Annotated in this window: 24 protein-coding genes, 1 other RNA gene and 1 pseudogene; 23 read left to right on the top strand and 3 right to left on the bottom strand. The window is 41.4% G+C overall.

Going from position 1 to position 23,885, the window contains the following annotated elements; translation table 11 throughout:
• The first annotated feature begins 7 nt into the window (after window positions 1-7).
• The 6 genes from pnuC (at window position 8) to I2D56_RS01290 (ending at window position 3,383) form a co-directional block, all read left to right on the top strand.
• The gene (pnuC, locus tag I2D56_RS01315; RefSeq protein WP_195347796.1) at window positions 8-790 is read left to right on the top strand and encodes a nicotinamide riboside transporter PnuC; all 783 of its coding nucleotides are present in this window, start codon (window positions 8-10) and stop codon (window positions 788-790) included.
• Complete coding sequence (locus tag I2D56_RS01310) at window positions 791-1,567, top strand: NUDIX domain-containing protein (protein WP_195347795.1); 777 nt, start codon at window positions 791-793, stop codon at window positions 1,565-1,567. It abuts the gene before it with no gap.
• Window positions 1,568-1,725: 158 nt separating this feature from the next.
• Window positions 1,726-1,920 (top strand): helix-turn-helix transcriptional regulator, encoded by a 195-nt coding sequence (locus I2D56_RS01305; protein WP_129822551.1) that lies wholly within the window; start codon window positions 1,726-1,728, stop codon window positions 1,918-1,920.
• Between the two features lie 17 nt (window positions 1,921-1,937).
• On the top strand, window positions 1,938-2,480 hold the full coding sequence (locus I2D56_RS01300) for a DUF3278 domain-containing protein (protein ID WP_195347794.1): 543 nt from the start codon (window positions 1,938-1,940) through the stop codon (window positions 2,478-2,480).
• 10 nt (window positions 2,481-2,490) lie between these two features.
• Window positions 2,491-2,817, top strand: a complete 327-nt coding sequence (locus tag I2D56_RS01295) for a hypothetical protein (RefSeq protein ID WP_195347793.1) — start codon at window positions 2,491-2,493, stop codon at window positions 2,815-2,817.
• 26 nt (window positions 2,818-2,843) lie between these two features.
• Entirely contained in the window at window positions 2,844-3,383 is a 540-nt protein-coding gene (locus I2D56_RS01290; RefSeq protein ID WP_195347792.1) for a DUF3278 domain-containing protein, read from the top strand.
• A gap of 363 nt (window positions 3,384-3,746) precedes the next feature.
• Here the strand turns inward: I2D56_RS01290 and dusB are convergent, their stop codons facing one another.
• Both dusB and hslO read right to left on the bottom strand, forming a co-directional pair.
• A complete protein-coding gene (gene dusB, locus I2D56_RS01285; protein WP_037615415.1) occupies window positions 3,747-4,724 on the bottom strand; it encodes a tRNA dihydrouridine synthase DusB in 978 nt (325 codons plus the stop codon).
• The gene (gene hslO / locus I2D56_RS01280) at window positions 4,711-5,583 is read right to left on the bottom strand and encodes an Hsp33 family molecular chaperone HslO (protein ID WP_324250349.1); all 873 of its coding nucleotides are present in this window, start codon (window positions 5,581-5,583) and stop codon (window positions 4,711-4,713) included. The genes dusB and hslO overlap by 14 nt, the downstream gene beginning before the upstream one ends.
• Window positions 5,584-5,694: 111 nt before the next feature.
• Here hslO and I2D56_RS01275 point away from each other — a divergent pair, with 111 nt between their 5' ends.
• A complete protein-coding gene (locus I2D56_RS01275) occupies window positions 5,695-5,823 on the top strand; it encodes a hypothetical protein (protein WP_006595453.1) in 129 nt (42 codons plus the stop codon).
• Window positions 5,824-6,075: 252 nt separating this feature from the next.
• Here I2D56_RS01275 and gshAB read toward each other — a convergent pair whose 3' ends face one another.
• Complete coding sequence (gene gshAB, locus I2D56_RS01270) at window positions 6,076-8,331, bottom strand: bifunctional glutamate--cysteine ligase GshA/glutathione synthetase GshB (RefSeq protein WP_195347790.1); 2,256 nt, start codon at window positions 8,329-8,331, stop codon at window positions 6,076-6,078.
• 296 nt (window positions 8,332-8,627) lie between these two features.
• On the opposite strand from gshAB, the gene I2D56_RS01265 reads away from it, so the two are divergent.
• The 16 genes and pseudogenes from I2D56_RS01265 (at window position 8,628) to I2D56_RS01190 (ending at window position 23,746) form a co-directional block, all read left to right on the top strand.
• Window positions 8,628-9,920 (top strand): adenylosuccinate synthase, encoded by a 1,293-nt coding sequence (locus I2D56_RS01265; protein ID WP_195347789.1) that lies wholly within the window; start codon window positions 8,628-8,630, stop codon window positions 9,918-9,920.
• Between the two features lie 214 nt (window positions 9,921-10,134).
• The gene (locus I2D56_RS01260) at window positions 10,135-10,779 is read left to right on the top strand and encodes an HAD family hydrolase (protein ID WP_031575622.1); all 645 of its coding nucleotides are present in this window, start codon (window positions 10,135-10,137) and stop codon (window positions 10,777-10,779) included.
• A gap of 118 nt (window positions 10,780-10,897) precedes the next feature.
• Window positions 10,898-11,176 carry a hypothetical protein gene (locus tag I2D56_RS01255; protein ID WP_003009004.1) on the top strand — a complete coding sequence of 93 codons (279 nt, stop codon included), beginning with the start codon at window positions 10,898-10,900 and terminating at the stop codon, window positions 11,174-11,176.
• Between the two features lie 144 nt (window positions 11,177-11,320).
• A complete protein-coding gene (locus I2D56_RS01250; protein ID WP_003016812.1) occupies window positions 11,321-12,898 on the top strand; it encodes an ATP-binding cassette domain-containing protein in 1,578 nt (525 codons plus the stop codon).
• Between the two features lie 302 nt (window positions 12,899-13,200).
• Window positions 13,201-13,710 (top strand): tRNA adenosine(34) deaminase TadA, encoded by a 510-nt coding sequence (gene tadA / locus I2D56_RS01245; protein ID WP_003016809.1) that lies wholly within the window; start codon window positions 13,201-13,203, stop codon window positions 13,708-13,710.
• A 41-nt stretch (window positions 13,711-13,751) separates the two neighbouring features.
• Window positions 13,752-13,837: signal recognition particle sRNA small type (ffs, locus tag I2D56_RS01240), an RNA gene on the top strand.
• A gap of 327 nt (window positions 13,838-14,164) precedes the next feature.
• Window positions 14,165-15,514: a glucose-6-phosphate isomerase gene (locus I2D56_RS01235; RefSeq protein ID WP_008808173.1), complete on the top strand. Its 1,350-nt coding sequence runs from the start codon at window positions 14,165-14,167 to the stop codon at window positions 15,512-15,514.
• A 186-nt stretch (window positions 15,515-15,700) separates the two neighbouring features.
• Window positions 15,701-16,501, top strand: a complete 801-nt coding sequence (locus I2D56_RS01230) for an SDR family oxidoreductase (RefSeq protein WP_001000837.1) — start codon at window positions 15,701-15,703, stop codon at window positions 16,499-16,501.
• 62 nt (window positions 16,502-16,563) lie between these two features.
• Window positions 16,564-18,390: a BglG family transcription antiterminator gene (locus tag I2D56_RS01225; protein ID WP_080639548.1), complete on the top strand. Its 1,827-nt coding sequence runs from the start codon at window positions 16,564-16,566 to the stop codon at window positions 18,388-18,390.
• A complete protein-coding gene (locus tag I2D56_RS01220; RefSeq protein ID WP_033585448.1) occupies window positions 18,390-18,887 on the top strand; it encodes a transcriptional regulator GutM in 498 nt (165 codons plus the stop codon). Before I2D56_RS01225 ends, I2D56_RS01220 begins: the two co-directional genes overlap by 1 nt.
• The gene (locus I2D56_RS01215) at window positions 18,884-19,426 is read left to right on the top strand and encodes a PTS glucitol/sorbitol transporter subunit IIC (protein WP_023024625.1); all 543 of its coding nucleotides are present in this window, start codon (window positions 18,884-18,886) and stop codon (window positions 19,424-19,426) included. The genes I2D56_RS01220 and I2D56_RS01215 overlap by 4 nt, the downstream gene beginning before the upstream one ends.
• A 16-nt stretch (window positions 19,427-19,442) precedes the next feature.
• Window positions 19,443-20,423, top strand: coding sequence for a PTS glucitol/sorbitol transporter subunit IIB (locus I2D56_RS01210; RefSeq protein ID WP_038804194.1), 981 nt, complete (start codon window positions 19,443-19,445; stop codon window positions 20,421-20,423).
• A gap of 98 nt (window positions 20,424-20,521) precedes the next feature.
• A complete protein-coding gene (locus I2D56_RS01205; protein ID WP_008808177.1) occupies window positions 20,522-20,893 on the top strand; it encodes a PTS glucitol/sorbitol transporter subunit IIA in 372 nt (123 codons plus the stop codon).
• 196 nt (window positions 20,894-21,089) lie between these two features.
• A pseudogene (gene pgi / locus I2D56_RS01200) lies at window positions 21,090-21,566 on the top strand (glucose-6-phosphate isomerase); the annotation flags it as partial.
• A gap of 182 nt (window positions 21,567-21,748) precedes the next feature.
• A complete protein-coding gene (locus I2D56_RS01195; protein ID WP_195214217.1) occupies window positions 21,749-22,927 on the top strand; it encodes a hypothetical protein in 1,179 nt (392 codons plus the stop codon).
• 21 nt (window positions 22,928-22,948) lie between these two features.
• Window positions 22,949-23,746 carry a hypothetical protein gene (locus I2D56_RS01190; RefSeq protein WP_023027341.1) on the top strand — a complete coding sequence of 266 codons (798 nt, stop codon included), beginning with the start codon at window positions 22,949-22,951 and terminating at the stop codon, window positions 23,744-23,746.
• The last annotated feature ends 139 nt before the right edge of the window (window positions 23,747-23,885 follow it).

Raw genomic sequence — 23,885 nt, 5'->3', positions numbered from 1 at the left:
AAACAGCATGAAACGACTACAAGAAAAAATTCAAACATTTGGGGAGCATTTAAAAAATGTCCATCGAGAAGCTGGCAAACGTGGCTTCGTAGGGATTATGAAACTCCTTTGGAAAGACCTATTTGCAGGTCGCACTCTAACACAATGGCTTTATTTGCTTGCTTTGTCTAGCGTGCCCTTTGTCCTAGAGTTTACCAATCAGGAGGCAAGTCACGATTGGTTAGGGCTCTTTGCCTCCTGGACAGGAATCGTTTGTGTGATACTAGTAGCAGAAGGTAGGGCTAGTAACTATCTCTTTGGAGCAGTGAACTCAGCGATTTACCTCATCCTAGCCTTGAACAAAAACTTCTATGGAGAAGTTCTGACAACCCTATACTTCTTTGTGATGCAACCAATCGGTCTCTATGTCTGGTTGTCGAATCGGATCAATGACCAAGGAGGGGCAGAAGAATCTCACTTTGAGGCCAAGAAATTAACCATAATGGAATGGATCAAGTATTTGGTTCTAACAGCTCTGATTTGGATCGGGATGGGCTATGCTTATAAAAGCATCCACAGCGCACGACCTTTCCGTGATAGTGTGACAGATGCGACCAATGGAGTCGGTCAACTTCTCATGACTGGTCTTTATCGTGAACAGTGGATTTTCTGGATTGCGACCAACCTCTTCAGTATCTACCTCTGGTGGGGAGAAAGCATCCATATTCAGGGAATGTATTGGGTCTACACCCTCAATAGCTTGGTTGGTTGGTACCAATGGAGCAAAGCTGTGAAAAAGGAGGCTATTTAGATGGCAACAAGCAGCATTCCGGAAGGGATGAACGAAAAGGAATACTACGAGACGGTCGTCAGCGAGGAAGAATTCCTCCGTTGGTATAAGGAGCAAGATCATCCCACCTATGAAAATCCAAGTGTAACTACCGATATGGTGGCCTACTGCTTTGTGGAGGGGCGTTTGAAGCTCTTGGTGATTCGCCGGAAAACCCACCCTTGTCAGCATCGGGTCGCCTTAGTTGGAGGATTCTTGCAAAAGCACGAGGATGCTATCCAGGCTTGTATCCGCGAAGTTCAAGAAGAAGTTGGATTAGAGTTGACCCCTCAAAAGGTCGAGCAGTTAATGACAGTTTCGACTCCTGGTCGGGACCCACGGGGCTGGGTCATCACCATTGCTCACTTGGTTTATTTGCCAGCTGAAGCGGTAGATATGGTCCGAGCTGGAGATGATGCCAAAGAAGTTCTCTTCCTCGATGTGGACTTCAAACAAGGGGAATGTTCCCTAGATGGTCGTGTCTTGGCAGCTGAAGATTTTGCCTTTGACCACTATGAGATTGTGCAAGAATCCATCAAGCGGATCCAAGGGCGCTTAACTTGGAATCCGACTTTCCTCCATCTCTTAGAAGAGCCTTTTACCGTATACGAAGCAACCGAATTGGTGAACCTAATCCATCCAGATAAGGAAATTTTGACCAACAACTTCCTCGTGACCTATGGGTCCTATGTCGAAGAAGTGGGGGTTAAGCGGGTGCCTAAGAAAAAACCGCGCAAGACCTATCGCTGGAAAGAGTAGGTCGAGCGAGAGCTGTTCTATTAGCCTTCAGTTACTTTTAGTAGCTGAGGGCTTTTTTAGCAAGAAATATTAAAAAACGTCAAAAATAGTTGACATTTAATTTTTAGAATACTATACTATAGTCAAATATACACGACATTAATTTAATAGGAGGAAACATGAACCGTGTGAAAGAATTTCGCAAGGAATTGGGGATGTCTCAGCTCGAACTTGCTAAGGATATCGGTGTCTCGAGGCAAACTATCAACATGATTGAAAACGACAAGTACAATCCGACCCTGGAACTCTGTCTCAATCTCGCTCGTACCCTCCAAACGGACCTCAACAATCTTTTTTGGGAAGATGATTTTTAACAAAAAGGAAAAAGAAAATGAAACAAGAAACTTTTACTGAAAAACTGATTAAACGTACATATGGCATTTCTGGACCACTTGATGAACACAAACGACGCGAGGCAGATCGCATTGGAAATAAAGTCTTTATGGTCCTCTTTTACCTGATGATATTTGGCAATCTCATTCCCTTTGTCCTTGCTTATAAATATCCTCAAATTGTCGCTATTGGCTATCCTCTTGTGGTGTTTTGCATTGCGATGCTGTCTGCTTTCTATGTGGTCTCCCAAACCAAGAAAACGGGCATCACAGCCATTGATCCCGAAATGTTGAGCCAAAAAGAAAGCAAACAGTTACGCTATCCTGGCATCAAAGCTGGTCTGCTCTATGGAGTTTTCATGTTCTTTGGAATACCTCTTCTCAATGTCTTAACGGATAATAGCAAAAACTATCTTACCTCTCTTTTCAATCTAGGTCATTTTATATCAATCCTTTTCGCAGCCTTCTTTTTCGGCTTGGTGATGCAAATTAGTGTCTCATTTCGCATTCGAAAAGCCAAGGAAGATCAAGACGACTATTAGGAGGTAACTTATGAAATCATTAGTAACCCTGCTTACCTATCATCTTTTGTTTGCTTCCCTACTCACTTTCATCATCATTTCAGGAAACTTGCCCATCTACGATATAATCCTCGTTCTAGTCTTTATCCCAGCACTCAACAAAGGACTGACTTATCTAAAGATCGACTCCCAAAAAACGCGCATACTCAACTTAGCACTATGCTTTATGATTATATCCTTGCCACAACTGACGGTTATTTTAAGTGATTGGAAATATTATTTACTATTCACTATCGCTACCCTTTCTTCTATCACTTATCTTTATTATCTCTATCAATTCGTAAAAGAAACAAAGTAACTTCATTCATTTAGGAGAAATTATCCATGCAAAAAGAAGACTTAACAACTCGCTTACTTCGAAATTTCTTTCATATCCAAGGTCCCTTTGATGAATGCCGACAAGAGGTTATCTATAAGGCTTGCGCCCGTTCCATGGTCCAAATCTTTTACTCTTCCTTCTTTCTCTTCCTGTTCTATATTTTGTTCGGACGCTTTATAGAAATTGTTCGATCGGTTATTCCCTACCTCTATTTTGGACTCATTTTGTTCATGAGTATAAAAGCCCAAAGAGCTGTCAAAGAGCTTCATCTTGAAAAGGATGATAAATCAGAAATCATCTACAAAACCTACAGCAAACACCAAATAAAAGTTCGTAGTTGGTTGGTATTTATAATTATTGAGATTGGCTTATTTGCCCTGCTACTCTTTCATAAACTCTTCGTTCAGCAGATGCCCTTTTCAACATTCCTGGGAAAAATCATCCAAACAGAGATAATGATCCCCTTACTGGTCTTTGGTCTTAGTATTGGAGCCATCTTTGGGACTATGACTTATTGTTTTTTATCCGAACATGAAGATCAGTAGGAGAAAGCAGAACAAATTGATTGTATACGTTATCGGTAGAACCCATCTGGCACTTGTGAACGCTAGGGGTTGATTAGTTCCTTAAATACCGCATATATTCTACTAATACATAGACAAGAATTGTTAAACAAATGATAGTTTTGAGCCAAACGAGGAGGTTTAAGACCGGAAACTGCAGATTGCCTTGGCCATTTTCAATGAAATAGTTGTGATGATCATTGGAAGTTTTTCTATGTTTTCTAAGTGCATAGATCTGAACCTTATTCTTATCTGTCAATTTCATAATAAAAACACCCCCAAAGCTAGATTTTTTGAGTCTAACTTTGGGGGTGTAGTTCATATAAGGTCCTATTTTTATGCTTCTTATGCTTTTAATTGTAAAAGTTCTTCAATCTCAGCCAGAGTGCTAGCTTGCGAGATGGCTCCGCGGAGTTTGGCTGCGCCAGATGTTCCACGGAGGTAGTGAGGGGCAAGTCCACGGAATTCACGAACGGCAATGTGCTCACCCTTGAGATTGATCAAGCGCTTCAAGTGCTCATAAGCAATCTTCATCTTGTCTTCGAAGGTCAAATCAGGCAGGATTTCTCCTGTTTCAAAGTAGTGATTGATTTGGTTGAAGAGATAAGGATTCCCCATAGCGGCACGGCCAATCATAACAGCATCGGCACCGACTTCTTCGATCCGTTGCTTCGCGTCTTGAACCGTACGGATGTCTCCGTTTGCAATAAATGGAATCTTGGTCAGAGCTTGCGCAACCTTGTGAAGGGTCTCGAGGTCAGCGTGCCCCGTATACATTTGTTCCCGAGTCCGTCCATGCATGGCAAGGGCAGAGACACCTGCAGCTTCAGCAGCGAGGGCATTCTCCACTGCTAGAGAAGGGTCCGACCAACCTGTCCGCATTTTAACAGTGAGAGGGATATCAAGGACGGATTGAACCTTGTTGATAATGGAGTAAATCTTATCAGGATCCTTGAGCCACATAGCACCCGCCTCGTTTTTCACGATTTTATTCACTGGGCAGCCCATGTTGATATCGACGATATCGGTCTTGGTATTTTCTTGGATAAATTCAGCTGCGCGTGCCAAGCTATCTTCGTCGCTCCCGAAAAGTTGGATCGATACAGGATTTTCTCCCTCATCGATATGGAGCATATGCAGGGTCTTTTCGTTGTTGTATTGGATTCCTTTGTCAGAGACCATTTCCATGACCACAAGCCCTGCTCCGAGTTCTTTGGCAATGGTCCGGAAAGCTGAATTGGTCACTCCAGCCATGGGGGCTAGGACCGTCCGGTTTGGGATCTCGACGTTCCCAATCATAAAAGGTGTATTAAGATTTGTCACGAATGAGTTCCTCCAAGTCGTTTTCATCAAAGTGATAAGCTGTCTGACAGAATTGGCAAACAATTTCTGCTCCCTGGTCTTCGTCCTTCATTTCTTGAAGGTCTTTGACTGGCAAGCTAGCCAGGGCATCCATGAAGCGTTCCTTGCTACAGTCGCATTGGAAACGAAGTTCTTCTTCAGAGAGACGTTTGTATGGCTCTTCGCCATAGATGGCAGCAAGAAGGGCTTCAATATGGTCGTCAGAGGCTAAAAGAGTAGAAATGGCTGGCATTTCTTGGATCCGTTTTTCGAAGCGGGCAATTTCTTCTTCCTTGGCATTTGGCAAGACCTGTACCAAGAAACCACCCGCAACCTTGACCTTGTCTTCTTCATCAAGTAGGACATTGAGTCCAACCGCAGATGGGGTTTGTTGGCTTTCAGTCAAGTAATAAGCCAGGTCTTCACCGATTTCTCCAGTGACCAGGGGCGTCATGGAGTGGTAAGGATTGCCTGTGCCATAGTCGGTAATCACTAAGAATTCCCCATTTCCGACAAATGGTCCGACCACAACTTCACCGGTCGCTGTTTTCTTGATATCCACACCGGGATTTTGCACGTAGCCTTTGACGTTTCCTTGAGTATCTGCCACAGTGATAATAGCACCCAGTGAGCTAGTACCAAGGATTTTCACCGTTATCTTGGTGTTTCCCTTTTCGTTGGCTGCCAGAATTTGACTAGCGATGATGGTCCGGCCGAGGGCCACTGTTGAGCTTGCTTGTGTTTGATGGTATTCTTGGGCTGCTCGCACGGTCTCAGTACTGTCTAGTACAAAGGCACGGAAGGAGCCACTTTCTGAGATAGTTTTAATAATTTTGTCCATAGCTTCTATTTTAGCATAAAATAGAAAAACAAGCGCGGGCCTGCGCTTGTTTTTGGGGATTAGGAAGAATTTTAAGACCAAAAATAGTATAATAAAACAAAGGAGGCTAGCATGAACCAATCTTTGAAAACGGCAGTCTATGGTTTGGCGGTAGCTGATGCATTAGGGGTTCCGTATGAATTTTTAACCCGAGGCAGTTTTAAAGCGGTTGAGATGGTGGGCTATGGAAGCCAACAGTAACTGGCTGGAACTTGTTCAGATGATACTAGCCTTGTATTCGCGACCTATGATTCTTTTTAGGAAAAAGGGAAGATTTCCTCTGCTATATGCAGGAGAGGTTTGAAATTTGCTTGTTAGAGGATGATTTTACAGCAAATGACTTGCTATTTTAAACTTGTAGGAGGACCATGCTTAATCTTTTTAGGTTATCATCTAAAACTCTACCTCGGTTACAAAACAAAAACGCAGAGACATCTTCTGCGTTTTCTTACTTTATAGGTCCATTTCTGGGAAAAGTTTAGCTAGTATTTTCGGAGTAATGCTTTGTCCCGGCCCCTCAGCACAATAGGTGTGCATATACATAGAAGGATTGAAGTTGAGCTCGATGCAGGTACAGTTGGGATTTTCCTTTGTGGAAATAGCAGAGCTGTCAGGGATGATGAGATCAACGCCACAGGCCCAGGCTCCCATAGCCTTTGCCATGTCCGCAGCGAGTTCCTTATAAGATGGGTGCATGCTGTCTGTGACATCAATCGAGTCTCCGCCAGTAGAAATGTTGGAATTGCGCCGCAAGTCAACCTTGACTCCAGCAGGCAGGATATCATCTGGTCCATAGCCTTGCTGGTCCAGCATGAGCAGTTCAATGTCCCCCAGTTCAATGATTTCAAGCGGTGAACGATGATCTCGGCCCCGCAGAGGATTGTCATTTTTGATGGCAATCAATTCTCTCACGGTATGCTGACCGTCTCCGACGACATTGGCCGCCACTCGCAAGAGGACTGCTTGGCATTGTCCGTCTAAGACAAAGAAGCGGTACTCCGTTCCAGCGATAAATTCCTCCACTAAGACGGCGACATCTTCTGAAAAAGCAATCTCCAGAGCCTTGTGATAAGCTTCCAGGCTAGCTGGCTCTTGGAAGATAGAGATGCCCAGTCCGAAGTTAGTTGACTTGGGTTTGACAACAATTTCTCGGTTCTTAATCAAAGGGTAGTAGGCCAGTCCCTCTTCTAGAGAAGAAAATTCTGCTCCAGCCGGAACGGGAAAGTCAGCTGCTGCCAAAATCTTTTTGGTGACTGTTTTATTGGCCATGGCCAAAGGGATGACATAGTTATCCTTGGAGGTCATATTGCCGTTCTTGACATATTCTACATGACTACCATGCCAAAGCTTGAGAAATTGGTCCTTTTCATCTAAAATTTCGACATTTAGCCCCTTTTGAATAGCATCAAAGAGTAGCATCTGGGTGGACAGTTCCATATTTTCGTAGCCTTTGAGGGCATAAGGAGCAGTCCAGGCATAGCGGTGGTATTCTTCTGCTTTTTCTAGACCAAAAGCTGTTAAGGAATCTTGCTGGATATGGGGCAGGAGCTGTCCTGACAGTGTCAGCTGAGGATGTAAGAGAGCCTCTCTCATCTGGTCCAGCAAAGTTTGATAGTAAGTTGGCAGTTCAAAATGCTGGATGAGCTCTTCCATGGCTTGGAGAATGGCTGAGCTGTCTGCCTCATCTGGCAGGGCAGTCAGCGGGTGGCTACAAGCAATTTTCTGGTTCAAATCATGAGCATCTTTTAATACTGCATCAACATTTTCTACATCATCTAGCCAGAGCAGGCCCAGTAAAAAGAGATGGACAGTATCTAAGGTCTCTTGGCTAATGCCCAAATGGTCAAAAGGATTGAGATCGAAGCAGCGGAATTCCAGATAGGTGATACCCTGCTCCAGATAGGCGCGATTGTGCTTCTGTCCACGGAAGCGAACGGCTGAGTAAAATTCTTTTTCAGCACTGAGCTCGCCAGACTGAACGTAGTTGTCAATATCGGTTACATATTGCTCCAAAGAAGTGTAGGACACCTGAATATTCTCGTCATTGACATAGCCATAGTCGCTGTTGCGAAAAGAGCGGATAGGCTGCGGGTATTCCTGACTGTAGAAGCCGGCTTCTGCCAGAGGAGCAGCACCGTAGAGATAGGTTAAGAGCCATCGGAAACGCAGAAAGTTTCGAGCCAGTTTGAGATAGAGGTCATTTTTAAAGTCCTTGAGTAAATGATAGGAGCTGACTTGAAAGAGAGCAGCGACCAGATCTTTCCCTAGCTCCATGTTGTAGTGGATGCCAGAGATGGCCTGTAGTTTTTTGCCATATTTTTTCGCTAAACCCTCTCGGTAGTGGCGTTCGTATTCGTTTTCCAGACGGGCGATGATAATATCTTCTTCAGTCAGCTGCGGTGGCATGGACAGAGGCCACAGGCATTCACTCTGGTCAATTGAGCGGCCTGCCACATCGCTGATAGCTCCCAGTAAGCGCCGCGCTTCCTTAGTAGAGTGAGCAATAGGTGTAATTAGTTCCAGTTGTTGTTCGCTGAAGTCTGTTTGGATGGTCGGGTGGAAATTGCGGGAACCAAGCTGACTCGGATGAGCAGTTTGAGCTAAGTGTCCATCAGTTGTCACTCGCAGATTTTCCCTCTCCAGACCAAAGGTCGCTTGGAGAATAGGGCTTGATGTATCCAGTTTCTGCAGTAATTGATTAATCGTCATCGTTTCACCGTCCTATGGTAGTTATTTTAGTCTATTACAAACGGAAAAAGAAAGCAAATTTCCGCTACGATTTTACAAAAATTCCGAACTTTTATTTTAAATTAAGTACTAAAATTCAGAAAATACATATTTTGTAAAAATGTAATTCGTCTACATAAGAGAAAAAACAAATGAAATGATGAACCCTCCTTGAAAAATTGTCAAATTTTTCATATAATGAGGTATAAAACATAATCGCAGGTGAGATTCCTGCCTGCTTTTCAAGAAAGGACGAGCTATATAGCTCAGACAAAGATATGACATCAGTAGTTGTTGTAGGAACCCAGTGGGGAGATGAAGGAAAAGGGAAGATTACAGACTTCCTATCAGCCAATGCAGAAGTCATTGCTCGCTACCAAGGTGGGGACAATGCCGGTCACACCATCGTGATTGACGGCAAAAAGTTCAAGTTGCACTTGATTCCTTCTGGTATCTTCTTCCCTGAAAAGATCTCTGTGATTGGAAATGGGGTGGTGGTCAACCCGAAATCATTGGTCAAAGAGTTGGCTTATCTCCATGAAGAAGGGGTATCAACAGACAGCCTTCGCATTTCTGACCGTGCCCATGTCATCCTTCCTTACCACATCGAATTGGACCGTCTCCAAGAAGAGTCTAAAGGGGACAACAAAATCGGAACGACCATCAAAGGGATTGGACCAGCCTATATGGACAAGGCTGCACGTGTAGGAATTCGGATTGCGGATCTTTTGGACCGTGACGTCTTTGCGGAACGCCTTCGCATCAATTTGGAAGAAAAGAACCGTCAATTTACCAAACTCTATGATGCAGAGGCTTTGTCATTTGACGATATCTTCGAAGAATACTATGAATATGGTCAACAAATCAAACAATATGTAACCGATACTTCTGTTATCTTGAACGATGCTTTGGATAACGGCAAGCGCGTGCTCTTTGAAGGAGCCCAAGGGGTTATGTTGGATATCGACCAAGGAACCTATCCATTTGTAACTTCCTCAAACCCTGTTGCAGGTGGGGTGACCATCGGATCAGGTGTCGGCCCAAGTAAGATCGATAAGGTTGTCGGTGTATGTAAAGCCTATACCAGCCGTGTTGGAGATGGCCCATTCCCTACGGAGCTCTTTGATGAAGTGGGTGATCGGATCCGTGAAGTCGGCCATGAGTATGGGACAACAACCGGTCGTCCACGTCGTGTCGGTTGGTTTGACTCAGTTGTCATGCGCCATAGCCGTCGTGTGTCAGGAATTACCAACCTCAGCTTGAACTCCATCGACGTTCTGTCAGGTTTGGATACAGTGAAGATCTGTGTGGCTTACGACTTGGATGGAGAACGCATTGACCACTACCCAGCAAGCTTGGAGCAACTCAAACGTTGCAAACCAATCTATGAAGAATTACCAGGTTGGTCAGAAGACATCACCGGTGTCCGCAGCCTAGAAGACCTGCCAGAAAATGCCCGCAATTATGTTCGCCGTGTCAGCGAACTGGTTGGAGTCCGCATTTCGACCTTCTCAGTCGGACCAGGTCGCGAGCAAACCAATATCTTGGAAAGTGTTTGGTCTAGTTTATAAGCAAATGAAGATAAGAGAGTGGGACAGAAATCGGTCATTCGTTAGAATTCGATTTCATCGTCCCACCTCCGCACAGTTGAGTAGGGCTGTAAAAGCTGATGAAATCAGCGTAGTAGAGCCCACTCAACCACTGCGTCTTGCTCGACAATCCAAAGACAATTGAGAGGCTAGGACTTTTGTCCCAGCCTCTTTTTGAAAGCAGAAAGAGGAAAAAATGTATCAAACGATTTTATTTGACCTAGACGGCACCTTGACCAATTCAGAACTAGGGATTACCAACTCGGTGGCCTATGCCTTAGGAAAATATGGGATTCAAGTGCCAGACAAGAAAGCATTGAGAGTTTTCATCGGTCCGCCCTTGCAGGAGTCTTTTGAGCGCTTTTATGGATTTTCTAAGGAAGAATGTTTAAAGGCCATTGACTACTATCATGAGTATTTTTCCGAAAAAGGCCTTTATGAAAATGAGGTCTATCTAGGCGTTCCTGACTTGCTGGCTTCTCTCAAGCAGGCTGGCAAACAGTTGATTGTAGCTACGTCAAAGCCTGAAGAATTTTCCATTCAAATTCTCAAACACTTTGGTTTGTATGATTATTTTGACTTTGTCGCTGGTGCGACCATGGATAGAAAACGTAGTAAAAAAAGCGATGTTATCCAGTATGCCTTGGAGCAAAATGGGATTACAGATTTGGCGCATACCATCATGATTGGAGACAGGGAGCACGATGTGCTTGGCGCTCAAGCGCAAAAGTTTGATTCTATCGGTGTCCTTTATGGCTTTGGAAGCAGGGAAGAATTGGAAGAAGCCGGCGCCACCTATATTGCTCAAGAAGTTGGCGAAATTGCAGCTTTTATAGGATAACCTTTTCCAAAATATTAAAAGTTGGAACTTTTCTAATCTGCTGAATATTGCTTTATTTAATATTTCTATCGGTGTATACTTACTGTAGGTTAAGTCACACAGATTAAGAGGTGATAATATGAATTTGTCACGATATATATTAAAATATAGTACTGATGATGGTACGTTGTATTTTAATACTAAAACCAATCATTCATTTTTTCTTACGAATGAATTGAATAGAGTAGTCGACAGCAATGATGTGATTAGGAAAGAGTTTCATGCTTATCTTGATAAAAATAAATATTTAAGTGAGGGTGAGTATGAGGTCGAAAAGTATCTATCTAAAATAAGCGATACAGATGCTGAATTATTGGAACTAACAATTTTGACACATGGAGATTGTAATTTTCGGTGAAGGTTAAAGTGAATAACAAATTCGATGACAAAATGAATGCTAAACCTAGAGTATTTAACTATAATTGTGATTGTAAATAATCACGATTTTAAATAAATTAGAGAAGAGGGTTGTGCTAGCCCTCTATTTTGATGGATGATAATTATGAGAAATATTTATAAGTACATTGATAAGAAGTATCTTTTTCCTATTTTTTTAGGGCGTATTGTGAATAGTGGTTTGGTGTTGGCGCAACCTCTGATTTTAACGAAGGCCTTGAAGTTAGATCAAGACGGCCTTTCTTATGGAAAAATTCTCAATTTTGTTTTATTTGGTTTGTCTGTCTATCTTGTTATTTATAGTCTGATGCTGTTTTCAAACTATTCGCACAATATATTCCGAAGAGAAATCAACAAAAGTGTCCGTGCCCTTTTATTTAAGAAAGTCATATTGAATCCTAAATTTTCCAATGATGAAAAAGTTAGTCTGCTAACTCAAGATATGGAATATGTGGGCGATAATTATTTGGAAAATATAAATGTTATGGTGAGTTGGGGATTTGTCGCCCTTGTTACAGCCATTTATATTGTTTCACAAAATTTTCTCTTAGGACTTATTTTTGTCATTTTTACGATTATGAGACCTATTCCTCAGTTCATCATGAATCGTCGTTTACAAGATTCGGGAGACAGCTGGTCCAAGCTTAGAACGAAATTACATGGGCTTGTCTCGGATAGTATGCAAGGCAGCCAAACCTTACGGATTAATCAGGCCATGAGGCTGAATGAAGAGCGCGTGAATGATTTAAACGGAGAATATCAAAAAGCCATCCAAAGATTTTGTTTCACACATAATATTATTTTTTTCTTTAATGGATTTATGGTCTTTTTTAGTCAGGTTGTTCCTCTTGCTTTAGGCTTTTATTTGAGTTTACAGGGAAATTCTATTTCTATTACAAGCCTCATCTCTATGTATGTTGCTGCGGGGATGCTGGTAGAACCGATCCAAACTCTGATGTACAGTGCAGCCAATCTCCAAGGTGCCTTGCCGACTGCGAACCGCCTGTTTAAGATTATCGAGGAAGAACCTGATTTCGAAGAGACAAAGGATCAATTTGTTGAAAATCTCGAATCGTTGCGCTTAAATCATATTTCAAAAAGTTTTGCTGAACGTCAGCTTTTTTCTGATTTGACGGCGACGATTTCAGTAGGTCAGAAGGTCTTAATCAAAGGACCGAGCGGGTCTGGAAAGACGACTCTTTTTCGCTTGATTTTAGGAGAAGAAGTATGTGATGAGGGTGACATTTTCGTTCAGTATGATGGAAATCAAATAACGAGTCATTTCCAAGGGAATATCGGTTTAATTAGCCAGCATCCCTTCCTGTTTAACGATACTATCCGCTATAATCTAACTTTTGGTCAGCCTTTTCAGGACCATGAATTATTGGAGGTATTGGACCGAGTTGGCTTAATAGATGAATTTCAGGATATTTTGAATGTAGAAATTCATAATAATGGTGAAAACATTTCAGGAGGTCAGCGTGTCAGATTAGAGTTGGCTCGTTTTCTCTTACGCGAGAAGGATATTTTATTAGCGGACGAAGTGACATCAGCTTTGGACGAAAAAAATAGTCGTCTGGTTAGAGACCTAATCTTTTCTTTGCCGATCACGGTACTAGAAATAGCCCATCATATTGATGAAGAAGAGCGCTATGACCAAATCCTTGAGTTACGTAAAGGATGAGCGATGCCACAATAGTTGGTTCTGCGACAAAGCGGATAGTAGTAAGCCAGCAATTTGTCAGATATTTTTGAGATTCTAAGTGGTGATATTTCCAAAATCATCAATACTCAGAGAACTTAAGCTTTATTTAAGATAGGCCAGCTATACTAGAAGCATAAACAAAGACCTCCTAACTTTGTTTAAACCTCCTAAACTTTTTCATAATAATCTCCCATAAGAGTCGCCCAATCGGCGGCTTTTTTTGTGAGTCGTAAGCTGCCTATGGTATAATGAACAAAGAAACTAAAAGGAAGAAGGAAGAGATGGACTACACGATAGAGGAAAAAGCGATGTTTATGAGGGAAGCCCTGAAGGAGGCGGAGATTGCCCTCGCCAATGATGAAATACCGATTGGCTGTGTCTTGGTCAAGGATGGTCAGATTATCGGGCGTGGACATAATGCGCGTGAGGAGCTGCAGCGGGCGGTCATGCATGCGGAAATCATGGCGATCGAGGAGGCCAATCAGCGTGAAAATAGCTGGCGCCTGCTGGATACGACGCTTTTTGTCACGATTGAGCCCTGTGTCATGTGTAGTGGTGCCATTGGTCTAGCTCGGATTCCCCAGGTGATTTACGGGGCGACCAATCAGAAGTTCGGTGGAGCAGGTAGTCTCTACGACATTTTGGCAGATGAACGCCTCAATCACCGAGTCGAAGTAGAAACAGGAATCTTGGAAGCAGAATGTGCAGCCATCATGCAGACCTTCTTCCGCCAAGGTCGAGAACGAAAAAAACAAGCCAAACTCGCAGCCAAGGCCGAAACACAAGAATAAAAACCGGACCTTTGCAAAATCCACAAATTATGATATAATACCTATCGGAGCAACAGTTCTGCGTGAAGCGGGTCAGGGGAGGAATCCAGCAGCCCTAAGCGAAGTGAACTGTGTGCTCTTTTTCTATTGCTCTTGATGAGTCAAGCCTAAAAGGTGCAGATGAATATTGGAGCAGCGAATCTAGTTTGAACGGACCTGAAATGAATTCAGCTGACATCCAATCTTAAGAAGCATATTTGTTTTCTTGTCAATCAAAATTGTTCTTCTCAATAGGCCTAAATAGGCCTAAAATTTGTTGACTTACGCAAACGATTGCTCTCGGTTATGTCCTAAGGTTAGCTTATTTAGAAAAATAGTATAGAATACAAATGTAAACGTTTTAAAATAGCGAAAGCACTTGCTTATTTTTTCTTAAAGCGTTATCATAAAAGAAAAGAACAATTGGAGGATAAACATGTCACATATTAAATTTGACTACTCAAAGGTGTTAGATAAATTTGTAGCACCACATGAACTAGATTATATGCAGCCTCAAGTGACTGCTGCAGATTCTGCTCTGCGAAATGGTACAGGTCCTGGGGCAGAAATGACTGGCTGGTTGAACTTGCCTGAAGAATATGACAAAGATGAATTTGCTCGTATTCAAAAGGCTGCTGCTAAAATCCAATCTGATAGTGAGGTATTGATCGTAATCGGTATTGGTGGTTCCTATTTAGGAGCTCGTGCAGCTATTGATTTCTTGAATAATTCTTTTGTAAATCTACAAAGCAAGGAAGAACGCAAGGCACCTCAAATCCTCTATGCTGGAAATTCTATTTCTTCAAGCTATTTGGCTGATTTGGTAGACTATGTATCAGACAAAGATTTCTCTGTCAACGTTATTTCTAAGTCAGGAACGACTACAGAGCCTGCTATTGCTTTCCGTGTCTTCAAAGAACTCTTGGTTAAGAAGTATGGTCAGGAAGAAGCAAATAAACGGATTTATGCAACTACAGACCGCGCTAAAGGTGCAGTTAAGGTTGAAGCAGATGCTAATGGCTGGGATACTTTTGTAGTGCCTGATAGTGTAGGTGGTCGTTTTACAGTATTGACAGCAGTGGGACTCTTGCCAATCGCAGCTGCAGGGGCTGATATCAGCAAGTTAATGGAAGGAGCAAATGCTGCTCGCAAGGCTTATGCTTCTGATAAGTTGGCTGAAAATGAAGCATATCAATATGCAGTTGTACGCAATATCTTGTACCGTAAAGGTTATCTGACAGAAGTTTTAGCTAACTATGAACCATCTCTACAATACTTCTCTGAGTGGTGGAAGCAACTGGCTGGTGAGTCAGAAGGGAAAGACCAAAAAGGGATTTACCCAACTTCAGCCAACTTCTCAACAGACTTGCACTCTCTGGGACAATTTATCCAGGAAGGTACCCGTATCCTCTTTGAAACAGTTGTACGTGTAGATAAACCTCGCAAAAATGTGCTGATTCCTGAATTGGCAGAAGACTTGGACGGTCTTGGCTACTTGCAAGGAAAAGATGTTGACTTTGTCAATAAAAAAGCTACAGATGGAGTGCTGTTAGCACACACTGATGGTGGAGTTCCAAATATGTTTGTGACACTGCCTGAGCAAGATGAGTTCACTTTGGGCTACACTATTTACTTCTTTGAGTTGGCTATTGCTCTTTCTGGCTACCTGAATGGTATCAATCCATTTGACCAGCCTGGAGTTGAGGCTTATAAGAAAAACATGTTTGCCCTTCTTGGAAAACCAGGCTTTGAAGAGCTGGGTGCTGAGTTGAATGCACGCCTTTGATTCTTATATGCCTTGAGTTCATTTAGAGTATAAAAAGAGATCCACAAGTTCATTTCTTGTGGATTTTTTAGTACAAGCCTCTTAATTAGTTTATTATTTTTTTGAACTGTGTAAAAAAGAGTGTCTTAATTCATTTATGAAAGCGCTGTATAATTGCCTTGTAAATAAAATTTGAGAGGTATCAAAATGAATGATTGGTTAAACATAAAAGGCAAAACAGTTCTTGTGACTGGCGCGTCATCTGGGATCGGTAAGGCAATCGTTGAAGAATTGCTGGAATTAGGTGTCAACGTAGCGAATTTCGATCTTAGCGACAACGATTTGCGTCATCCAAATCTATTATTTGTAAAAGTTGATGTAACTTCTCGCTCTGAAGTAGAAGAGGGTGTTGCCAAAATAGTTGAAAGATTTGGCAATATTGATGCAGTGGTCAATAATGCAGGGATTAATATCCCTAGATTATTAATCGATGCAGAAAATCCTAAAGGTCCTTACGAATTGGACGATGAGACGTTCGAAAAAGTAACGATGATTAATCAAAAAGGTTTGTATCTGGTTAGTCAGGCAGTGGGACGTATTTTAGTGAAAAATGGAAAAGGTGTAATTGTGAACATGGCTTCAGAAGCAGGCTTGGAAGGTTCTGAAGGACAAAGTGCCTATGCTGCCACAAAAGCAGCAGTCTATAGTTACACTCGTTCATGGGCAAAAGAGCTGGGTAAGCATGGTGTACGTGTGGTTGGAATTGCTCCAGGAATTATGGAAGCTACGGGACTTCGAACTCTTTCTTATGAGGAAGCTCTTGCTTATACCCGTGGAAAGACGGTAGAAGATATTCGAGCTGGTTATGCTTCAACTTCAACAACTCCTTTGGGACGAAGTGGTAAACTACGGGAAGTAGCTGACCTTGTAGCATTCTATATTTCAGACCGTTCTAGCTATATAACTGGAGTCACTACAAATATTGCCGGAGGGAAAACTCGCGGTTAAAAAAATGAAGGTGAGGAAGAGAGTTGACCATAGTAAATCGATGGTATAATATTTTAGAAAAAATGGTCTCACAGCCAACTTATTCCTTGGTAGATATGCGCTCAGAGCTGGATATTAGTATGCAAACCTTGCAAAAGAGTATCCAACAATTAAATGATGTTTTGGCTCCGAGTATCCAGATTATCTCACAAGATGATCAGTTAATGTTAGAGGTGTATGACTATACTGAGTTGGAAAGGATTTTATCTGGTAGTTTAAAACGGGAGAGTGACTTCAATTCTTCCAGTAAAAGAATTGCCTATTTACTAAAACGTTTAATTGAGTCAACCTCCCCTCTTCTTATTGACGACTTGGCTGAGGAAGCAGGTGTTAGTAGAAGTACCCTTAATAAGGATTTAAAACAAGTAAAATCTTTGGCAGAGAGTTACTCTATCACTATTTCAGGAAAGCCCAACCGTGGGCTGGAGGTCTTGGGGTCCGAGCTGAATTTGCGCTTGCTCTATATTCACCAAGTGGCCCCTTACTTTGAAGGAAAGACACTCACCGAGGCAACATCTTCTTTTCTGGAGACGCTACTCCAGGAGTATAAAATCCCGAAAGAAACAAAGGAACTCCTTCGAAAGACAATTTCAATTATGGTGGAGCGTATTCATGCATCTAGGGTGTTGAGTTGCCCTATTCCTTACTATAGGAATGATTTAACAGAGACACCTTTGGTTGAAAAATTAATCTATCATATTGAGATGACTTATAAGATTTCCCTCAGTCAGTTTGAGATAGACTTTTTGTGTTTTCCGTTTAATATCCGTTTTATTGACACTTTAAGCAAGCCGTCTTATCAATCTGAACAGCTTGCAAACATTTTTCAAGGGATTGTCAAGAAAGTCAAAGAAACAATGTTGGTTAACTTTGATGATGAAGAATTATTTGAAGAAATCAAGTCTCATCTAGGCTCCTTAATCAATCGACTGATTTTCCATGTGCAAGCTAATGATATATTCCATGGCGAGGTTCAAACTCAATATCCTTTTGCTTTTGAAATGGCGAAAATTGCTGGAGAAGAACTATCTGCAATTTTTGGTTCTGAATTGGAATTATCTGAAATCGGATATCTGGCTTTGTATTTTGAAATGATTTTAAGAAAGCAAAACTCTGTTGTAAATGGTTCTCGCAAGCAGATAGCTGTAGTTTGCACAACAGGAAGAGGAACTGCTGCGATGATTATTCAGCAACTCAGACGAATTCTTGGAAATGATGTAGACATTACTCAGTATTCTGAAGAGGATTTTAATCTGGATTTGAATCAGGACTATTTCGCGATTTTTACGACAGTTCCTCTAAAATATAAAGATTCTAAATCTCCAGTCATTCAAGTTAATCATCTTTTTGATGATCAATGGCTGCAGGAAGAATGGCAGAGGGCCAATGCTTTTCATCAAAAAAATCTAGAAACAGTCAGCTTACGTTTTCTTCGTTTGACTCCCCAAAAAACCTATCAGCAATACTTGCTAAATATGGTTGCAGAGTTAGAGAAACTTCAGATGATTGATGAAGGTTTTAGAAATCGGATAATTGATAGGGATAAAAAACAATCAACCATTTTTGGTGGAGGAATTGCCTTCCCCCATACAATTAACCAGGGTTATGCAAAGACTATTTTAATGTTTGGAAAGCTAGAAGAGCCTTATCAAAAAGGAGATGATTGGATTGAATTTATCTTTCTAGTCGCCATTCCCTCAGAAATTGAAAGCAAAATGGAGAGTGAATTGCTGGAATTGTATGACGACATTTTTCGAATTGCAGGAGAGCCTTCTCTAAAAGAAGCATTGAGGGCTGTAGAAACAGAGACAGAGTTTCTATCATTTTCTAAGAGCAAAGGAGTATTTTAATGAATTCGCTAATAATTTTCGCTGTATTTGTCATGGCAGCTTATATATTTCAAATGTTCCTCGGCTGGCAGCAACTCAAAGACTTCAATAAGACCTATACGATGCTCCGAAAACTGGGGCGCGTAGCGATTGGCAGGAAGTCCGGAAGAATCAAATCCGGTACGATTGTCATGTTCGCGGTTGATGAAAACGGTCGGGTTCTTAAAGCTAGCAAAATGCAAGGAGTCACAATCTTAGCACGTTTTCAAAATATGGACGATTATGTTGGAGAAGACATCCATTATTTTGACAAGTATAATCCTCTTGTGAGAAAAGAAAATAAGTTGATGCAATCAGCCATAGAAGATGCTAGAAAAGTCTATCTTTGGAATGAGGCAGGTATTGAGAAAGAGACAAGTTCATCTGATTCTTTTCTGGGATTCGGCTTTTATGCGAATTACTTACAATTATCTATTAAACAGTTATTTAAAAAAAATAAGAAAGGGAGTTCCTTATGAATCACATTACAAATTTTGCAGAGAGTTTTATGAAACTCTTCCAATTAGGTGGAGAAACCTTTATTAGCTGGATGACAAATATTGTACCGCTTGTCTTAATGCTATTGATTGCAATGAATACCCTTATCGCTTTCTTGGGAGAAGAGAAGGTCAATTCCCTGGCTAAGATTTCTGCCAAAAATCCTGTTAGCCGGTATATGATTTTACCTTTCATTTCAGCCTTTATGCTGGGGAATCCGATGGCAATCAGTATGGGACGTTTCTTACCAGAATATTATAAACCTAGTTTTGTAGCAGCTCAGATGCAGTTCTGCCATACTTCAAATGGTGTATTTCCGCATATCAATCCTGGGGAATTGTTTGTATGGATGGGAATTGCAACAGGAATTCAAACTTTAGGTTTAAGTCAAATGGACTTAGCCATTCGTTACATGCTTGTTGGGCTTGTCATGAACTTTGTAGGCGGTTGGGTGACCGATTTTACAACTGCTTATGTAGCAAAACAGCAAGGTGTTACCTTGAGTAAAACATTTGATTGATAGAAAGAGTGAAATTATGTCATATAAGAGTATAAAAGTTGTTAAAGGAAATGGCGGTTTCGGAGGACCTTTGGTCATTACACCTAGTGAAGCTAAGCATAAATTCATCTATATCACTGGCGGAGGAGAAAAGCCAGATATTGTAGATAAAATTGCTGATTTGACCGGTATGGAAGCTGTTAATGGGTTTAAAACTTCTATCCCAGATGAGGAAATTGCTTTAGCAATCGTGGATTGTGGCGGTACTCTTCGCTGTGGTATTTATCCTAAAAAGGGGATCCCTACAATAAATATTGTCGCTACAGGGAAAAGTGGGCCTCTAGCTCAATATATAACCGAGGAAATCTATGTGTCAGCAGTTGGCCTTAATCAAATTTCTGCTGCTAATGAAGACGAAAAAGCGACAACTGTGGTAACAGAAAAGCCAACTTACGATACTAGTAAAAAAATTACAGAGCAAAAAGCTGAAACAAGTATTGTAGCAAGAATTGGGATGGGCGCTGGGAAGGTCGTTGCGACTTTCAACCAGGCTGCTCGTGAAGCCATCCAAACAATGCTCAACACGATCATTCCTTTCATGGCCTTTGTTTCCTTGCTGATTGGGGTTATTCAAGGTTCAGGTGTTGGAAATTGGCTGGCAAAATTAATGGTTCCCCTAGCTGGGAACATCTGGGGACTCATTTTGATTGGCTTTATCTGTTCCTTGCCATTCCTATCTCCTTTGTTAGGCCCCGGAGCTGTTATCAGTCAGATTATTGGAACCTTAATTGGAGTTGAAATCGGCAAAGGGACTATTCCGCCCCAAATGGCTCTGCCAGCTATATTTGCTATCAACACTCAAAACGGTTGTGATTTCATTCCTGTAGCACTCGGTCTATCTGAAGCCAAGGCTGAAACAGTTGAGGTTGGTGTCCCTTCTGTGCTTTATTCACGCTTTCTCAATGGTGTTCCGCGGGTGCTAGTAGCTTGGATAGCTAGTATTGGCCTTTATCAGTAAACTTTTGATAGATGCACGTAAACATAGCAACTATTATGTTAAACTTATCTATAAGCATAAGTTTATGACAGATTTGAGAAAGGATGAATAGGAATTAGATGAAGAAAATTTTTGAAGCTAAAGTAATTCAAGTGGGGCCTGAAGCTCAGAATATGATTCAAGATGCCAATATGCTCATTTTGTTTGGAGAAGAAGCTCCGGAAGACTTAGCAGAGTATTGTTTTAAAATCGATAACAAAAATCTTCTAGGTGCAATACTAGAAGGTGGAAAGCTGGTGGTAGATAGTCAGGAATATTCGATTACTGCCGTAGGAAATGTAGTAGAAAAAAATTTAACTGGACTGGGCCATATCACGATTTCTTTTGATGGTTCAAAAGAGGGCAGCCTGCCGGGCACTCTCCATGTTGCAGCAGACCAAGCAGTAGTAATTGAAAAGGACTCTACCATTCAGATTTTCGAAACTGCTTGACCATAACAAAATTTAAAATCAAGCAATTTAGAAAAATAAAAGTCTAAAAAATTGATTCAGAGCTTGGACAAAAAGTCCAGGCTTCTGGGTCTAAATTAGAAAAAATAGATGACGCAGTGGTTGATTGGCAAGTCAATCAAACTAGCCAGTCAGTGCAAGGGAATTCCCAGCAGATGGATCCACAAGGGGTGCCTGAACAGAAGGAAAAGACCAAAAAGGTATTTACCCAACTTCAGCTAACTTCTCAACAGACTTGCACTCATTGGGTCAATTTATCCAAGAAGGAACTCGCATCATGTTTGAAACAGTTGTCCGCGTTGACAAACCTCGTAAGAATGTGATCATCCCTACTTTGGAAGAAGACCTTGACGGACTTGGATACCTCCAAGGAAAAGACGTTGACTTCGTTAACAAAAAAGCGACTGACGGTGTTCTTCTTGCCCACACTGACGGTGACGTACCAAACATGTACGTAACTCTTCCTGAGCAAGATGCCTTCACTCTTGGTTACACTATCTACTTCTTCGAATTAGCCATTGCCCTTTCAGGTTACTTAAACGCGATCAACCCATTTGACCAACCAGGTGTTGAAGCTTACAAACGTAACATGTTTGCCCTTCTTGGTAAACCAGGATTTGAAGAATTGAGCAAAGAACTCAACGCTCGTCTATAATAGACAACAAAACGATCTCGCAAGAGGTCGTTTTTTAATCGCTTTCAATATCTCAGAATGAGGTGGAAAAATAGACTGTTTTATGATATAGTAGAACTACTATATTTATACTTTGCACGTCAAACTATGGTCACGAAAAGTGGGGAGAATGACGGGCGCAGGTTGTTAGTAAAGGAGAGATTATGACAACAGAAGACAAGACACCTTTTGGAACACAAGAGGGACAAACTGTCCAAGAACCTTTGGGAGCGCAAGACGAACAAACCGTTCAACCACCTCTTGAAGCCCAAACTGGTCAAAGCGTTCACGAACCTTTTGGAGCACAAGGAGGGCAGACTGTTCAAGAACCTTTTGGAGCCCAAACTGGTCAAAACGTTCAAGAACCTTTTGGAGCACAAACTGGTCAAACAGCTTATGAGCCATTTGGCGCACCAGGAGCGCAAGCCTTTCAACAGTCTTCTCCAGTAGAAGGACCACAAGCTGGTGGGCAGGGACAATTTTTCCAAAACCAAGCTCCTCAGGTAGAAAACAATCCTTTCTACCAACAAGGGAACCCTCAAGCCTTCCAATCGCAATGGAATGTTCAGCCAAAACCGAAGCGTGGATGGACGAAATTTGTTGTCTTTTCCCTTTTTGCACTCCTTCTTGGTGGATTAATTGGTGGTGGAGCTGGCTATTTCTGGGGAAATTCATCTAAGCCTCAAGCAGATGCTAATCGAACAAAACGTTTAGAACGCGCTAATGAAGAAGCAAAAAAGATAAAGAACAGCTTCATTACAGATAAGAAGGAGGCTGTTTTCACCTGGACTCTTAAAGACCTTGCTACCTTGAGTTATACCAATAAGGATGGTTATGGGTTGACTGCTGATCAGATTGTTGAAACCTATGGATTGGCTTCCAGTGTAGAGTATGATAAGAATAGCCTTACTCTTTATTGGGATCGCGCAAAGAATGCTGAACATCAGAATGTTTATTTCCGATTTGAAAAAGTTGATGGCAATTATTATTTGAAAACTGTGGAAGCTTTTGACTTAGAAGAATTCTATGCAGACGAAGAAGACGATGAAGATGAAGATACTTCTGCAGATCGTGAGTTGAGTACAAAAGAATTCAAAAATCTGAAAACAGGAGATAAGAAAACTGGTGAAGGTGGAACTTCCCTATCAGAAGTTTTGAAAAAGCATAAATCAAATGTTGTCCGAATTGGAACAGAAACAAAAATGACTGAGGACGGAGAAAAGTATGACTCTACTCGTGTTATTGCAACCGTAAACTTTAAGGTCGGTGACGATTATAAGACATTGCGCTTCTTAGCACAACCAGATGGAGATTTCTTATACATTGGTCCAGAACGTTATTAATATAGAGGAGATAGATGAAAGATGAATATGAATCAATCACAGGCACCATTTGGTGTGCCAGAAACTGGTAATCAAAAGAAGCCAGGGAAAGGTCTGTTAATCGCTTGTGTTAGTGTTTTTGCAGTCTTAGGAGTCATTGCAGGTCTATTTCTTGGTCGTTCTTTTGGTGCAGCAAATGCTAAAAGTAGCGAACCAGCCCTTCACCCAACAGCTAACGCAGGAGAATCAAAACGAGATCAGGCTGGTAAGTATATTGATCCGGAAGAAGCAGAATTTTCTTGGAACATTGATGATTTAGCTGATTTGGAGTTTGGTACATACGAAACTCCAGATTTAGGAACAAGCATTGAAGATGTTGTGGATGTACATGGCAAAGCTTTGAAAGGCACGTTTAGAAAAGATAAAATTGATTTAGAATGGGGCGAGTTACAAGAAGATCAGGATGATACGCTGACTAGTTATCGTACTGTTCGTGAAATGCGCCTTACGTTTCAGAAGAAAGGAGACAATTACTATTTAAAAAACCTCTATTATTTAGGGAATCATAAAGAAGCTGAGGACGATTTTATGACCTCATCTTACTATGATAAACTGAAAGTGGGAGATGCTAAAACTGGTAAGGATGGAGTATCCTACAAGGAAGTGATTAAGGATCATACTATTTCTAGTCTTTCAATGTCTGCAGATGAAGACTACAAAACTAAAGATATTGTTACTACAATGACAGTAAATATAAAATCCTCAAGTTCTTCTGAATATAGGTTGACTTTTGTGAGACAATCTGATGGAGATTTCCTTTTATCTGAAAAAAAATTATGATGAAGAAGGGGCTCTTCATTCATTCTTTTCGAAAGAGGTAAGGGAGGAAAAATCCATTCACCTAAAACCCTAAAAAGATCTGGAATGGCATTTTCAGATCTTTTTCTGTTCTAGCGGGGACGAGCTATTTATGGTATAG

It is taken from the genome of Streptococcus australis (genome assembly GCF_015553625.1).
Taxonomy (GTDB): domain Bacteria; phylum Bacillota; class Bacilli; order Lactobacillales; family Streptococcaceae; genus Streptococcus; species Streptococcus australis_B.
The sequence above is the reverse complement of the archived record's forward strand: the minus strand, read 5'-3'. Positions and strand labels throughout refer to the sequence as shown.